Annotated in this window: 11 protein-coding genes; 9 read left to right on the top strand and 2 right to left on the bottom strand. The window is 74.7% G+C overall.

All coding sequences use genetic code 11. The features are described from left to right. Nucleotides 1–48 precede the first annotated feature (48 nt). The 6 genes from EIZ62_RS07430 to EIZ62_RS07405 all read left to right on the top strand — a co-directional run bounded on the left by EIZ62_RS07430 (nucleotide 49) and on the right by EIZ62_RS07405 (nucleotide 6,473). Complete coding sequence (locus EIZ62_RS07430) at nucleotides 49–654, top strand: YdbC family protein (RefSeq protein WP_156691925.1); 606 nt, start codon at nucleotides 49–51, stop codon at nucleotides 652–654. A 212-nt stretch (nucleotides 655–866) separates the two neighbouring features. Further along, complete coding sequence (locus tag EIZ62_RS07425; protein WP_156691924.1) at nucleotides 867–1,547, top strand: histidine phosphatase family protein; 681 nt, start codon at nucleotides 867–869, stop codon at nucleotides 1,545–1,547. Then, nucleotides 1,537–2,499 carry an ADP-ribosylglycohydrolase family protein gene (locus EIZ62_RS07420; RefSeq protein WP_156691923.1) on the top strand — a complete coding sequence of 321 codons (963 nt, stop codon included), beginning with the start codon at nucleotides 1,537–1,539 and terminating at the stop codon, nucleotides 2,497–2,499. The genes EIZ62_RS07425 and EIZ62_RS07420 overlap by 11 nt, the downstream gene beginning before the upstream one ends. Before the next feature lie 184 nt (nucleotides 2,500–2,683). After that, a complete protein-coding gene (locus tag EIZ62_RS07415) occupies nucleotides 2,684–4,585 on the top strand; it encodes a DUF4153 domain-containing protein (protein ID WP_425281801.1) in 1,902 nt (633 codons plus the stop codon). A 398-nt stretch (nucleotides 4,586–4,983) separates the two neighbouring features. After that, nucleotides 4,984–5,694: a ribonuclease HII gene (locus EIZ62_RS07410; RefSeq protein ID WP_156691921.1), complete on the top strand. Its 711-nt coding sequence runs from the start codon at nucleotides 4,984–4,986 to the stop codon at nucleotides 5,692–5,694. Nucleotides 5,695–5,822: 128 nt separating this feature from the next. Beyond that, nucleotides 5,823–6,473, top strand: a complete 651-nt coding sequence (locus EIZ62_RS07405; RefSeq protein WP_156691920.1) for a hypothetical protein — start codon at nucleotides 5,823–5,825, stop codon at nucleotides 6,471–6,473. A 487-nt stretch (nucleotides 6,474–6,960) separates the two neighbouring features. Here the strand turns inward: EIZ62_RS07405 and EIZ62_RS07400 are convergent, their stop codons facing one another. Next, on the bottom strand, nucleotides 6,961–7,590 hold the full coding sequence (locus EIZ62_RS07400; RefSeq protein WP_156691919.1) for a hypothetical protein: 630 nt from the start codon (nucleotides 7,588–7,590) through the stop codon (nucleotides 6,961–6,963). 217 nt (nucleotides 7,591–7,807) lie between these two features. After that, nucleotides 7,808–9,988, bottom strand: coding sequence for a RecQ family ATP-dependent DNA helicase (locus EIZ62_RS07395; protein WP_156691918.1), 2,181 nt, complete (start codon nucleotides 9,986–9,988; stop codon nucleotides 7,808–7,810). A 212-nt stretch (nucleotides 9,989–10,200) separates the two neighbouring features. On the opposite strand from EIZ62_RS07395, the gene EIZ62_RS07390 reads away from it, so the two are divergent. From EIZ62_RS07390 to EIZ62_RS07380, 3 genes are all read left to right on the top strand, one after another. Then, nucleotides 10,201–11,640 carry a DUF4192 domain-containing protein gene (locus EIZ62_RS07390; protein ID WP_156691917.1) on the top strand — a complete coding sequence of 480 codons (1,440 nt, stop codon included), beginning with the start codon at nucleotides 10,201–10,203 and terminating at the stop codon, nucleotides 11,638–11,640. A gap of 115 nt (nucleotides 11,641–11,755) precedes the next feature. Next, nucleotides 11,756–13,798: a glycogen debranching N-terminal domain-containing protein gene (locus EIZ62_RS07385; RefSeq protein ID WP_156691916.1), complete on the top strand. Its 2,043-nt coding sequence runs from the start codon at nucleotides 11,756–11,758 to the stop codon at nucleotides 13,796–13,798. A gap of 133 nt (nucleotides 13,799–13,931) precedes the next feature. Continuing rightward, nucleotides 13,932–14,702 carry an NUDIX hydrolase gene (locus EIZ62_RS07380; protein WP_156691915.1) on the top strand — a complete coding sequence of 257 codons (771 nt, stop codon included), beginning with the start codon at nucleotides 13,932–13,934 and terminating at the stop codon, nucleotides 14,700–14,702. The last annotated feature ends 48 nt before the right edge of the window (nucleotides 14,703–14,750 follow it).

Below are 14,750 nucleotides of genomic sequence, written 5' to 3'. Positions count from 1 at the left end.
TGTGCGAGACCGGGACCGGCGCGGGGTCCGGCGCCGTACGATGGCGCGGTGCTGGTCAAGTGGATTCGCTGCACCGTGGTGGACCGTCGTGGGTTCGAGCGGGGACAGCGGAAGTGGGCGGGGCTGCTGGGTGAGCCGGGATTCCGTGGGCAGGGGGGCGGTTGGAGCCGGACTCGGCCCGGGGTGGCCCATGTGTTCACCTTCTGGGAGAGCCGGCCCTTCTACGACTCGTTCATGGCGCGCTCGCACGACCGGCTGGCGGCGGCGCAGTCGGGCACGTACAAGGACATGCGGGTCAAGCTGTTCGATCACCGCTTCGACGTGAAGCTGGGGTTCGAGCCCCGCTTCACCGACGCCGACGTCGTCCGCGTCGCGAACAGCAGGATCCACGAGGAGCGGGTCGAGCACTACGCGCTGATGCAGGAGAAGGTGTGGAACCCGGCCATGGCCGGCTCCCCGGGGATGCTGCGCGGACTGTTCGCGGAAGCCCCGGGTCATGAGTTCCTCGTGCTGTCGATGTGGCGCTCGGCGGCCGAGCACGGCAAGTACCGCGCGGAGCGGGTGGAGCGGCTGGCGCTGCGCGCCCAGATCGAGGCGGACGTGGCGGCGTTGACGGGCGACGTCGTGGACCTGGAGTCGGCCTGGACGGTGTGACGCGCCCCGGAGTGGATCGTGGGACGAGGGCGGTGTGGGCCGGGTGTGCCGGATACGCCGGGTGGCAGGTCCGAGCCGGGTGTGCCGGGTGTGCCGGGTGGCGGGTCCGAGCGGGGTATGCCGGATGGCGGGTCCGAGAGGGGGTACGCCGGATGGAGTCGGCTCACCCGCCCGGCTGAGCCCCGCCGGGACGCCCGACCTAGGGTCGTGACATGGCACGACCGCGGCGCATCGTTCTCGTACGGCACGGCGAATCGGAGGGCAACGCCGATGACACCGTGTACGAACGCGAACCCGACCACGCCCTGCGGCTCACCGACCTGGGCCGGCGCCAGGCGGAGGAGACGGGCGAGCGGCTGCGGGCGTTGTTCGGGGACGAGCGGGTGAGCGTGTACGTCTCCCCGTACCGCCGCACCCACGAGACCCTCCGGATGTTCCGGCTGGACCCGGACCTGGTGCGGGTCCGCGAGGAGCCGCGGCTGCGCGAGCAGGACTGGGGGAACTGGCAGGACCGGGAGGACGTCCGGCTCCAGAAGATCTACCGGGACGCGTACGGCCACTTCTTCTACCGGTTCGCGCAGGGTGAGTCCGGTGCCGACGTGTACGACCGCGTCGGGGCCTTCCTGGAGAGCCTGCACCGCAGTTTCGAGTCGCCCGACCACCCGCCGAACGTCCTGCTGGTCACGCACGGCCTCACCATGCGCCTGTTCTGCATGCGCTGGTTCCACTGGACGGTCGCCGACTTCGAGTCGCTGGCCAACCCCGGCAACGGTGAGACGCGGACACTGCTGCTCGGGGAGGACGGGCGGTACGCACTGGACCGGCCCTTCGTGCGCTGGCGCACCCCCGAGCCGTACGGCACCCCGATAGAGTGGCAGGGCGATGACCGCTGATTCCTCTTCCGCCCGGCGCTTCGAACGCGCGCTCGCCAGCCTGCGCGGCCTGGCCGTGGGAGACGCCCTGGGCTCCCAGTTCTTCGTACCCGCCAACTATCCACTGCTGAAGCGGCGCGAGCTGCCGCCCGGGAGCTGGCAGTGGACCGACGACACCGAGATGGCCTGCTCCGTGCTGGCCGTTCTCGCCGAGCACGGCCGTATCGACCAGGACGCGCTCGCCCGCTCGTTCGCCGAGCACCACGACTTCGACCGCGGCTACGGACCCGCCGTCAACCGGATGCTGCGGCTGATCCGCGAGGGCGGTGACTGGCGGGAGCTGGCGGCCGGCCTGTTCAAGGGGCAGGGCTCCTGGGGCAACGGCGCCGCCATGCGGATCGCCCCGCTCGGCGCCTGGTACGCCGACGACCCGGAGCAGGCCACGCACCAGGCCGAGATCTCCTCGTACACCACCCACCAGCACCGCGAAGCCGTCGTGGGCTGCATGGCCGTCGCGGCCGCCGCCGCCCTCGCGGCGGATCCGGCGGGGCCGCCCAAGCCGGAGGAACTGCTCGACGGCGTCGTGGCGCTCGTGCCGCGCAGCGCGGTCGGCGCCGGGCTCCGCCGTGCCCGGGACATGCTCGACTACGGGGACGCGGCCACGGTCGCGGCGGTGCTCGGCAGCGGCCGGCGCACGAGTGCGCACGACACGGTGCCGTTCGCGCTCTGGTCGGCCGCCCGCGCCCTGGGCGACTACGAGCGGGCCTTCTGGACCACCGCGCAGGTCGGCGGGGACGTCGACACCACGTGCGCCATCGCCGGGGGCGTCGTGGCCGCCACCGCCGCCGGGGCGCCGCCCGCCGCCTGGCTGGACCGGACGGAGGCGCTGCCGGCCTGGGTGCCCGGGGAGCTGCCCGGGGGACCGTCCGGGGGGCTGCCCGGCGGAGGGTCTGGTCCGGGGGCCGGTCGCTGACAGGGCCCGTTCGACTGTCACGGTCCTGCCACAGGGTGGGGGCCGGGCGGGCGCGGGGCTGGTTCCGGACTACTCTGTCGGCCACATCGCCGCACTGATCATGACAAGCGTGCGCTGACCAGACGCCGGGCCCCGACGCCGCCGCCGCTCCAAGGCGCGCGGGTCCCGGTCGGGAGGGGGTCCCGTGCCAGACACGCCGTCCGATACGCCACCGCCGTCGGCCGATCCGCAGCCGTCTGCTTCGGCCGATGCGCAGCCGTCGGCGGGGGAGCCGTCACAGCAGCCTGTGCCGTCGCAGCCGTCGCAGCCGTCGCAGCCGTCGCAGCAGCCTGTGCCGTCGCAGCCGGCCGATCCGCAGCCGTCGGCGCCCGGACCACAGACCCCGGCCGCCCCGGCCCCGAAGTCGCCCCCGGCATCCGTCCCAGGGGCGGCCCCGGCCCCGGCGGACGGCCCGCCCGCTCCGCAGCAGGTGCTCGCCGACGGCCGTGCCCGTGCCGGAGCCTCCCCGTGGGCGCCCGGAACGGCCGCCCGGGCGGGGTACCGGGTTCCGCCGCCGCCGGTCGAGACCTGGCTGACGCGCATACGTTCGCGCCCGCCCGGCCCGATACCCGCCGCCGCCCTCTGGTCGGCCCTGGCCACCGCCGTACTCAGTGCTCTGCTGCTCGGTGACGGTCTCGGACTGAACCTGCTGCTCGTCGCCGTACCGGCCACGCTCACCGCCTACTTCGCCGCCGTGGCGGCTGGCCGCCGCATCCGGCCGTGGACCGCGGTCTGGGGGCTGGGCGGCCTCGCCCTGCTGGTGGTACCCGCCCTGCTGGACGCCGGCTGGCCCACCTTCCTCGCCGTCGTCTCGGCCCTGGGCCTCGCGTCGCTGGCCCTGCACGGGAGCCGCGGCTGGCGCGGCATCCTCCTCAGCCCCCTCGGCCTGGTCGACTCGATCGGGCCGGGCGTGGCGTGGGCGTGGCGCGGCATGCGGGAGCGGGCCGGTGACGCCCACGGCCGCGTGGGTCCGGTGCTGCGTACGACCGCCGTGGCCGTGGGCCTGCTGGTCGTGTTCGGCGCGCTGTTCGCCGGGGCGGACGCCGCCTTCGCCGACCTGCTCGGTGCGCTTATGCCGGACGTCTCGGTCACCGAGGGGCCCTGGCGCTTCCTGCTGTTCGCTCTCGGGCTGGTGGGCGCGCTCGCCGTCGCCCGTACGGCGGCCGCGCCGCTGCGCTGGGACCGCCTGAAGGCCCGCCCCGGCCGGCCGCGCGCCCGTCTGGAGTGGGCGCTCCCGCTCATCGTGCTCAACCTGCTCTTCGCGGCCTTCAACGCCGTCCAGCTCGCCGTGTTGTTCGGCGGGTACGAGAAGGTGCTGAGCCAGACCGGTCTCACCTACGCCGCCTACGCCCGCCAGGGCTTCTGGCAGCTCCTCTGGGCGACCCTGCTCACGCTCGCGGTCATCGCCCTGGCCCTCCGCTGGGCGCCCCGCGACGGCGCCCGCGACCGCACCCTGGTCCGTTCCGTGCTGGGCACCCTGTGCCTGCTCACTCTGGTGGTCGTGGCCTCCGCCCTGCGCCGGATGGACCTGTACGTCGACGCGTACGGGCTGACCAGGCTGCGGGTCTCCGTGGCCGCCGTGGAACTGTGGCTGGGGCTCGTCCTCGTGCTGATCATGGCGGCCGGTCTGCTCGGCGCGCGCCGGCTGCCCCTTCCGCGTGCCGTCGCGGCGAGCGCGGCGGCCGGTGTCCTGACGTTCGGGCTGATGTCGCCCGACGCGCTCGTCGCGGAGCGGAACGTACAGCGCTACGAGCGGACGAAGAAGATCGACGTCGGCTATCTGGACGGCCTGTCCGCCGATGCCGTGCCCGCCCTCGACCGGCTGCCCGAGCCCCTGCGCTCCTGTGCGCTGCGGAACATCGCACGGGACCTGGACGCCGGGGAGACGCCCTGGTACGCGGTCAGCCTGTCCGAAACTCGCGCCCAGGACATCCTCGAGCGGCGCGGTGTCTCGGTCACGGGCTACTCGTGCACGCCGCAGCGCGACCGGTTCCGTGACAGTGACGAATTCGACGACGTTGACGAGTTCGATCGGTACGACTACTAGGACGACGCGGTCGCGACTGCGAGAACGCGGCAACCGGCTCCCCGGGCCTACGCAGTTGCGGACCGCCCGGGGCCCGCCGTCCCCGCCTCCGGATAGCGGCCGCCGGGCCGCCCGGACGTCCTCATTCCCCGGTCTCGGCAATTCGCACCTGTGATGCTGTGGCGGCGGCGGATCGTCCGAGTGCGCTCTCGGATGGTCACCAGTACGCCAAATGGTGAAACATTTCGATCACGGGCGCTGTGTTTTGCGTATGCGTAAGCGAATCCCTTGCGCCGGTGGTCGCGAGCGTCTGCGGCCGGCCGTGATTCCGCTCGGGTGGTCGCGGCCGTGGCTCTGGGTGGGGCGATCGCAATCCGGGTATCGCGGGCGGGCTCGGGCGGCGTAACCTGTCTGGCGCCATGCCGTACGAACCACCCACCCACACCGTCGAGCGCTCGATCAGAGCGACCACCGGCGCAAAGATCATCGCCGGAGTCGACGAGGTCGGACGCGGAGCGTGGGCCGGTCCCGTCACGGTCTGTGCCGCTGTCACCGGACTGCGCCGGCCGCCCGCCGGACTGACCGATTCCAAGCTCATCAGCCCCAAGCGCCGCGCCGAACTGGCCGTGGAGCTGGAGAAGTGGGTCGCCTCGCACGCCCTCGGGCATGCCTCTCCGGAGGAGATCGACGAGCTGGGAATGACCGCGGCACTGCGGCTGGCCGCCATCCGCGCCCTGGACGCACTGCCGGTGCGTCCCGACGCGGTGATACTCGACGGCAAGCACGACTACCTGGGCCGGCCCTGGCAGGTCCGTACGGTGATCAAGGGTGACCAGTCCTGCGTCGCCGTCGCCGCCGCCTCGGTCCTGGCCAAGGTGCGGCGGGACGCGATGATGGCCGAGCTGGAGGGGGAGTCCGCCGAGTGTGCCGTCTTCGGTTTCGGTGACAACGCCGGCTACCCGTCGCCGGTGCACAAGGCCGCGCTCCGGGAATGGGGTCCCACCCCGTACCACAGGCTGAGCTGGTCGTACCTCGACGCGCTGCCCCAGTGGCGGCACCTCAAGAAGGTCCGTATCTCCCCGGAGGCGGCCGAACTGGAAAGCGGGGGCCAACTCGGCTTCGATTTCTGAACGTCCGGCAACGACCCGCCTCACAGCAGGCCGCATGCAGGCGTCGTGTGCACGCATGACCGGTGCACATTGCATGTATGCGCCACCCGCCGGTGCCAATCGCACCGGTGTTTGATAGACATCCCGTTATGCCTCTCATCCCCGAGGAGCCTCAGATTCACGAGAGTGCCCAGGGTCCCCGCGCAACTCCGGCCCCCGGCCGCCCCGCGCCGACCCCCCGACCCGTACCCGGTCCGCGTTCCGCGGCCTCCCCGCGCCCCGGCCGCCCCGGCCCCGGCCCGGCCAGGCCCACGCCTCCGGCCTCGCCGCGCCAGCACGCCGGTGCGGCGCAGCCCCCCAAGCCCCGGGCGGAGAATCGTTCCGCGTCGCGGCCGTCCGCGCCGGCCGCCCAGCCCCAGATCCAGCTGATCCCCGCTCCCGCGGACGGCGCGCTCGACGCCGCCGAGGAAGCGGTGGACCTGCTGCTGGAGGCCGGACGGGCGCCGGGCGACATCCTGGTCCTGACCACCGGTGACCAGCACCCGTGGGCGGCCCACGAGCTGTCGTTCGGCGACGCCCCCTACTGGGCGCAGCACGACGCCCGCGACGACGTGTTCTTCGCGGACGCCGCCGCCGTGGAGCGGGCCTCGACCCGTCCCGTGGTGGTCGTCGCGGTCAACGGCGGCGGCGACGACGCCGCTGCCCGCGCCCTGCCGGCCGCGCTGACCCGGGCGAGCGCCCTGCTGATCGTCTGCGGCGACCCGCAGCGCATCAACTCGGTGCTCGGCGCCGGAGTCTGACCCGTAGGCGGGTCGGTACGTAGGCGGCCCGGCACGCGGGCACCCAGCCGCGTCTGGCGGTGTGCCTGTCGTGCGGTGCACGTCGTCTGGGGCACGCGCCGCTGGGCGGTACCCGCGCCGGACCGCACGCGCGGCGGGCGGCGGTACGCGCGATCGCCATGCGTTGCGTGCTCAGGGCGACACCCGAGCGGGCGCTACCCGGCGGGCTCGCACAATCCGCCGACCTGCCGTGTCAGTGTGCCGCGAGCGGGCCGCGCGCCGTGCCGCGCGTGGGCTGGGGGTGCCCGGTCGGCAACCGTCCGACCGACCGGGCCACGCGCCGCCCCGCACGCGGGCCGGACGACCGCCGGCAACCGTCCGCCCATCGTTCCGCGATGGGCGACCGGGCGGCAGCGGTCCGACCAGGGCGCAGCTCTACAGCGTGGGGCGGGCGCCGCGTCGCCGTTGTCGCGGGCGGGCCGGTGCGCGACAACGGCGACGCTAGGTGTCAGCGCGCCGCGGTGCGCCGCAGGGGCTCCGCCGCGCCGCTCGCCGTGCGCGGCGCCGGGAGTATCTCGTCGGCCGAGGCGTCCGCGAGGTTCCCCGGCGGTGAAGCCGAGTGCGGCTGCCGGCCGCCCCGGCCCTCACCCAGTACCTGCCACCCGCCGCGCGTGAGGGTGATGTAGGCGCCGCAGCGCAGGCCGTGCAGTGTGCACGCGTCCCGCAGCCCCCACATCCACGCGCCGTCCTCCTCCGTCCACCGCTCGTCCCCGTCACGGCAGTACAGCAGGACCGCCGTGCGGGCCGGGGTGCGCCGCCGCAGGTCGTGCGGAATGACCCTGCGGAGGTGTGCGAGCAGGGCGTTGCGGAACTCCCAGCCGTCCGCGAGCGCGGCTCGGCGGGTGAAGGAGGCGCTGGCGGCCAGCCGTTCCTCGTGATCGAGGACGGCGACCACAGCGGTGGCGGGCGTCGGGCGGTGGCGGGCGTGCAGGCCGCTGACGACCTCGCGCGGATTGCGCAGCAGCGGGATTCCGGCCGCCGCCCACTCGGCGGGTTCGAGCATTCGGGCGAGACGGCTGGCGGAGTCGGCAGGCGGGCTGATAGAGGTGGCTGCGGACGAAGCGAATCCGAAGGTCACGGTCCTCCCTTCGCATACGCGCCCACAGAGCGGGCAGGGTCGAGTGAGGGACGCACCGGCACAGCCTTTCGGGACCGCGAACGGACCGTGCGGGGAGCGGATTCCAATTCTTGCTGGCGGAACGGGCAAGCGGCAACGAGCAATTGAGGCAGCTGCCGGTAATGGGCTGGTATGGCACTCATATCCTTCCCCCTGGGCTGCGGGATGACGCGTCCCGTCATCCCTGAACGGCGAGGACCAGCGGAAACACCCCCTCCGCTCCCGCCCGGCGCAGCAGCCTCGCCGCCACGGCGAGCGTCCAGCCGCTGTCCGACAGGTCGTCGACCAGCAGCACCGGGCCGCCTGCCGCCTCCAACTGCTCCGTCAGCTCGGGCGGCACGGTCAGCGCCCGGTGGAGCCCCAGCACCCGTTGCGCGCTGTTGGTGCGTGAGATGCGGAGGTCCGCGGCCTCGGGCACGTACGCGACGGACCCCAGCAGCGGCATCCGGCCCACCTCGGCGATCCGCCGGCCCAGCGAGCCGACCAACTGCGGCCTGCCGTGCGAGGCGACCGTGACGATTCCCACGGGCCGCGGCGGGGCGTCCGGCGCACCGGAGGCCCAACCGCCCGGTGCCTTGGCCCAGTCGGCCAGCACCCGCACCACCGCGTCCACCACGTCGTCCGGTACCGGCCCGTCGGCCGCGCCCGGCGCCAGCATCGGCCGCAGCCGGTTGCCCCAGCCGATGTCCGACAGGCGCCCGAGCGCCCGCCCCGCGAACGACAGCTCCCCGGCGGGAATGCGCCCCTTGAGGTCGACCCCGGCCGCCGGCAACCCGGTCGGCCACATCTTGCGCGGTTCCACCTCCACGCCCGGCCGGCCCAGCTCACCGCGCGCGGCGTCGAGCGCCGCGGCGGACACCTTGGCGTCGAAGCGGGAGCCCGCGCAGTTGTCGCAACGGCCGCACGGGGCCGCCTCCTCGTCGTCCAGCTGCCGCCGCAGGAACTCCATCCGGCACGCCGTCGTCGACGCGTAGTCACGCATGGCCTGCTGCTCGGCCTCCCGCTGTCGCGCCACCCACGCGTACCGCTCGGAGTCGTAACGCCAGGGCTGTCCCGTGCCGGTCCAGCCGCCCTTCACCCGGTGCACCGCGCCGTCCACGTCGAGGACCTTCAGCATCGTCTCCAGACGGGTGCGGCGCAGCTCGACCAGCGGCTCCAGGGCCGGCAGGGACAGGGGGCGGTCGGCGTGCGCCAGCACGTCGAGCGTCCGGCGCACCTGCTCCTCGGGCGGGAAGGCGACCGAGGCGAAGTACTGCCAGATCGCCTCGTCCTCCTTGCCGGGCAGCAGCAGCACCTCCGCGTGCTCCACACCGCGGCCCGCCCGGCCCACCTGCTGGTAGTACGCGATGGGGGAGGAGGGCGAGCCGAGGTGGACGACGAACCCGAGATCCGGCTTGTCGAAGCCCATGCCGAGCGCCGAGGTCGCCACCAGCGCCTTGACCCGGTTGGCCAGCAGGTCCTCCTCGGCCTGCTGGCGGTCCGCGTTCTCCGTGCGGCCCGTGTACGAGGCCACGGTGTGGCCGCACTGGCGCAGGTACGCCGTGACCTCCTCGGCCGCCGCGACCGTCAGCGTGTAGATGATCCCCGAGCCGGGCAGCTCCCCGAGGTGGTCGGCGAGCCAGGCCAGGCGGTGGGCGGCGTCGGGCAGCCGGAGCACGCTCAGGCTCAGGCTCTCGCGGTCCAGCGGGCCGCGCAGGACGAGCGCGTCCGTGCCCGCGCCGGTACCCAGCTGTTCGGCCACGTCCGCCGTCACCCGGGCGTTGGCCGTGGCGGTGGTGGCCAGGACGGGGACGCCGGACGGCAGCTCGGCGAGCATGGTGCGCAGCCGGCGGTAGTCGGGCCGGAAGTCGTGGCCCCAGTCGGAGATGCAGTGCGCCTCGTCGACCACGAGCAGCCCGGTCGCGGCGGCGAGCCGGGGCAGGACCTGGTCGCGGAAGTCCGGGTTGTTGAGCCGTTCGGGGCTGACGAGCAGCACGTCCACCGTGCCCTCGGTCACCTCCTGCTGGATCGACTCCCACTCCTCGGTGTTGGAGGAATTGATCGTCCGTGCGCGGATGCCGGCCCGGGCCGCCGCCTCCACCTGGTTGCGCATCAGCGCGAGCAGCGGCGACACGATCACCGTCGGGCCGCTGCCCCGCTCCCGCAGCAGCGACGTCGCCACGAAGTACACCGCGGACTTGCCCCAGCCGGTGCGCTGCACGACGAGCGCCCGCCGCTTCTCCGCCACCAGCGCCTCGATCGCACGCCACTGGTCCTCCCGCAGCCGTGCGGTACCGCTGCCGTCCCCGACCAGGCGGGCGAGCACGGTGTCGGCCGCTGCGCGGAGAGTGCTGGGTCCTGCGTTGCTCGTCTGCTCCATGACTCCATGCAACAGCACGGGTCTGACAACCGGCGAACCGGCACGGACCGGCCGGCGGAAGACGGCCCGACACCTCGCGCCGCGCCCGTATACCAGCCGGACGACCTGCCGGCGAGCGCACCGCCGGGCCTGTGGACAACGACGGACCGGGCCGTCCCGCGGGTTATCCACAGGGGTCGACGGGCGGAGTCGTTCGCGGGACCGTCGTGGCCATGAACAAGCACCGCGACACCACCGGACCCACCGACGACCAGCAGCAGATCACCCTGCGCGGCCCCGCCGAACTGGCTGACGCCCTGCCGTACATGATGGGCTATCACCCGACCGACTCGATCGTGATGGTCGCGCTCCACGGTGACCGGGGCCGCTTCGGCGGCCGGGTCAGGCTCGGCATCCCCCGTTCGGTGCGGGAGTGGTCGCCCGTCGCCGAGCAGCTCGCCGAATGCCTCGTCGAAGGATGCGAGCGACGCGGCTCGCGCCCGGACGGCATCGTCGTCTTCGTGTGCCAGGACCCCGCCGAGGGGGAGACCGGCCGTCAGGTCATGGAGCGGCTGCGGCCGCTGGCCCAGCGGCTCCGCACCGCCTGCGGCACCCTCGACGTGCCGGTGTACGAAGCGCTCTGCATCTCCGACGGCCGGTTCTGGTCCTACTGCTGCCCCGACACCCGCTGCTGCCCGCCCGAGGGCAACCCCCTCGCCATGCCCGGTACGTCGGTGATGGCGGCCGCCGCGGCGTACGCCGGGATCCAGGTGCGCGGTTCGCTCCGCGAGATGGAGCGGCCGCTGAGGCCCTGGCCGCACGAGACGGCGGGGTCGGCCGGACAGGTGCGGGCGCTCGACGCCGCCAATGCCGCCCTGGTGCCCAGGATCCTGGGCCTGGAAGGGCGTGATGTGGTGTGCGCGGAGACGATCCGGAGGGCGGAGGAGCTGCTGCGGCGCCTCACGGAGAGCCCGCGGATCGCGGACCCGGTGCTGGCCGACGCCCAGGACGACGCGCTGATCGGCGACGACGAGGCGGCCGCGGTCATCCTCGGGCTCCAGGACCGGCAGACCAGGGACCGGGCGGCGGAGTGGATGGAGGGCGAGGAGGCCGCACCGGCCCTGCGGCTCTGGCGGGCGCTCGCACGCCGTTGCGTGGGAGCCTACGCCGAGCACTCGGCGGCGCCGCTGACGCTGGCGGGCTGGGTCGCCTGGTCCACCGGTGACGAGCCGGCCGCCCGCGTGGCGCTGGGGATCGCGCTGGAGGTCGATCCGGAGTACGTCTTCGCCAGGCTCCTGCACCAGGCCTGCAACGAGGGCCTCGACCCGGAGTCGCTGCGCCGCTGCCTGCGCGAGGAGCGCGACGCGCGAACCGCCGCGGAGGCACGGGCGGCATCCGGTGCGGCGGCCGGACCGGGCACGCGGACACGCACGAGGGGAGCCGGTGCACGGGTCGCCCGCACCAGGGCCGCCGGTGCGGGGGCTTCGGGCTCCTCCGCACTGCGCGCGGCGGGCCGTCGTACGAAGCGGGGGCCGGTACGGGCCCACCCCGGCGCGATGGGCGACAACCGCGGCTCGGCCTCCCGTGCGGCCGGCCCCGCCGAGGTCTCGGCCCGTGCCCGGAGCCGGGCGGCCCGCCGCGGCGGAGGGCGCGGCAGCAGGAGCGGACGGTGACAGCCGTGACCACGGCCCGGGTGGCGCCGTTGCGCAGGGTGTCGGAGTCCCCCGACCCGTGCCGTCGTATCTCCAGCGGCTGTCCGGAGCGCACAGAAGGCCCAGCACACCACCCATGGACTTCACCGTCCCGTCCCCGTCCCCGTCCTCTTCCACCGTTCCGCCGTTCCCCCAGCCGCCGGCCACCGGCAAGGCGCCGCCGGGCCCGGGTCGCGCCGCGGAACTCCCCCCGCTGCACGAGGCCCTCATCTGCGTGGCCCTGCCCTCCTTCGCCGTCTCGGCACGGCACGGCCAGCTCACCGGCCAGGGCGGCCTCGAAGGCGTCTACCACTCGGGCCGACGGGTCCTCTCCCGCTGCCACCTGCGCGTGGCCGGACGGGACCCCGTCACCGTCCAGGGGCGCCTCCTGTCCGCCGGGCGCGCCCGGTTCGTCGCGGTGGTGCGCACGGCCGCCGACCCGGGCCCCGATCCCGGCGTCGGCGTGGAAAGGGTCAGGGACGCCGACGGCACCGAACGGATCACGTTCCGCAGTTCGGTGGGCCGCCCCCTCCGGCTCCCCGTCGAGATCGCCCTCGGCACCGACCTCGCGGACCTGGGCGCCGTCGCCGCCGGCCGGCCCCGCCCCGACCTGCGCGCCACGGTCCACGACTCCGGCCTGCGCTGGTCGGCGCCCGACGGCGGACACGCCACCGTCACCGCCGACCCGCCGCCGAAGGACACCCTCGCCTCCGCCGGGCTGCTGCGGTGGGAGCTGGAGCTGCGCCCCGGCGCCCCCCGCACCATCACCCTCGACGTCCGTGTCCACCTCCCACGCGCCCCGCGGCCGGTGGGCCGGACGGGTGCCCACCACCTTCCCGCCGCCCACGCGGAAGGCGACGACCCACGTGCCGGACGGCTCCTGCGGACCGGCCTCGACGACCTGCGGGCGCTCCTGGTGCGCGACCCGGCGCACCCGGCCGACTTCCACCCGGCGGCGGGCGTTCCCTGGCGCTGCGGCCCCGCCCCCGCGGAAGCCCTGTGGGCCGCCCGTATGGCGCTCCCCCTGGGCACCCGGCTCGCCGCCTCCACGCTGCGCTCCCTGGCCCGCACCCAGATCCCCGGCGCGGGACGGATCCCCGGGCCGATGCGCGACACCGGACCGCACCTGCCGCCCAGCTGCACGGGAACGGAGGCGACCCTGGCCTTCCCCGCCGTGCTGGCCGAGGCGTGGCGCTGGGGTCTGCCGGAGCAGGACCTCGCGGAGCTGCTCCCGGCCGCCGAGCGGTGCCTGCGCTGGCTGTGGACCACCGCAGGGGAGGACGGCCTGCTGCGCGAACCGGGCCCGGCGGGCCTCCAGCGCGCCGAGACCCAGGCGCACGCGCACCGGGCCGCCCTGCTCGGCGCGGACCTCCTGGACGCCTGCGGCAGGCCCGGCGCGGACGACTGGCGCGACTGGGCGCACGCCCTCCGCCGCCGTTTCCGGGAGGACTTCTGGCTCGACGACCCCACCGGCGGCCGCCCCGCCGCAGCGCGCACCCCCGCCGGCCGGCCGCTGCCGCACCTGGGAGGCGGCGCGGCCCACCTCCTCGACACCGGCCTCCTGGGCGGCGGCAGGTTCGCCGACGGCCTGCTCGACAAGGTGCAGACCGAGCAGCTGGCCCGGCTGTTCGGCAGCCCGGCCATGGACACGGGGTGGGGGCTGCGCAGCCTCGGCGCCAAGGAGCCGGCCCACAACCCCTTCGGGCACCGCTCGGGGGCGGTGCGGGTCCACGAGACGGCCGTCGCCGTCGCCGGCCTGGCCGCCGCCGGGTACGACAAGGAGGCGACCTCCCTGCTGCGGGGCCTGCTGGACGCGGCCGAGGCGTTCGCCTACCGGCTGCCCGAGATGTACGCCGGTGACCAGCGCACCACGGACAGCGCGCCCCTCCCGCACCCGGCCGCCTGCCGCCCCGCCGCGATCGCCTCGGCCGCGGGGGTGCACGTGCTCACCGCGGCGACCGGCATCCGGCCCGACGTACCGGCCCGCACGGTCGCCCTGCACCCGATGCGGGGTGCTCCGCTGGGCGAGATCCGGCTGTCCGGGCTGTGCGTGGCGGGCGAACCGTTCGCCGTGCGGGTCAGCCGGACGGGGCTCGGCATGGTCGAGGAGGCCGCGGCCGGTCTCCAGCTGGGCGTGTGACCGGTGTACGCCGTTCGGGTGGGAGCCATCACCGTCGGAAGGGAGGCCGGGGCCCGGTGCGCGGCGGGAAGAAGTGGTGGCCGGGGACAGCGGGGGAGGTGTTTATCGTCAGGCAGACGACTATGATCGCCGCATGTCGCCCTACGACCCGTCGGCCTTCCCGCCCTTCGCCGTGACCGTCGACCTGGTGGTGCTCACGGTCCGCCGCCACGCGCTGTGCGCACTGGTCGTACGCCGTGGGGAGCAGCCGTTCCAGGGGCGCTGGGCACTGCCGGGCGGGTTCGTACGGCCCGACGAGGACCTCGGCGCCGCCGCGGCGCGCGAGCTGGTGGAGGAGACGGGTCTCTGCGCCCACGATCCGGGCAGCCCGCTCCCCGAAGCCGGCAACGGCGCCCACCTCGAACAGCTCGCCACCTACGGCGACCCCGGGCGGGATCCCCGGATGCGGGTGGTCAGCGTCGCCCACCTGGTGCTCGCGCCCGACCTGCCCGCGCCGCGAGCGGGCGGCGACGCCAACAGTGCCCGCTGGGCGCCCGTGGACGAGCTGCTGAGCAAGGAGGGCGGGTTCGGCCGCGAGGGAGAGCAGCCCGCTCCGCTCGCCTTCGACCACGCGCTGATCCTCGCCGACGGAGTGGAACGCGCCCGGTCCAAGATCGAGTATTCGTCCCTGGCCACGGCCTTCTGCCCGCCCGAGTTCACGGTCGGCGAGCTGCGCAGGGTCTACGAGGCGGTGTGGGGCGTGGCCCTGGACCCCCGCAACTTCCACCGCAAAGTGACCGGTACGCCGGGCTTCCTGGTGCCCTCCGGCGGTACGACGACCCGTCAGGGGGGCAGGCCCGCACAGCTCTTCAGGGCCGGAGGCGCGACCCTGCTCAACCCGCCGATGCTGCGCCCCGAGGTCTGACACCCCCGTCCGTCCCCCCAACCCTGCGCCAAAAGTCCGAAATGTCGC

The sequence above is a fragment of the Streptomyces ficellus genome (genome assembly GCF_009739905.1).
In the GTDB taxonomy this organism is placed as follows: domain Bacteria; phylum Actinomycetota; class Actinomycetes; order Streptomycetales; family Streptomycetaceae; genus Streptomyces; species Streptomyces ficellus_A.
Note: the sequence above shows the minus strand (reverse complement) of the source record. Positions and strands in the feature narration are given on the sequence as shown.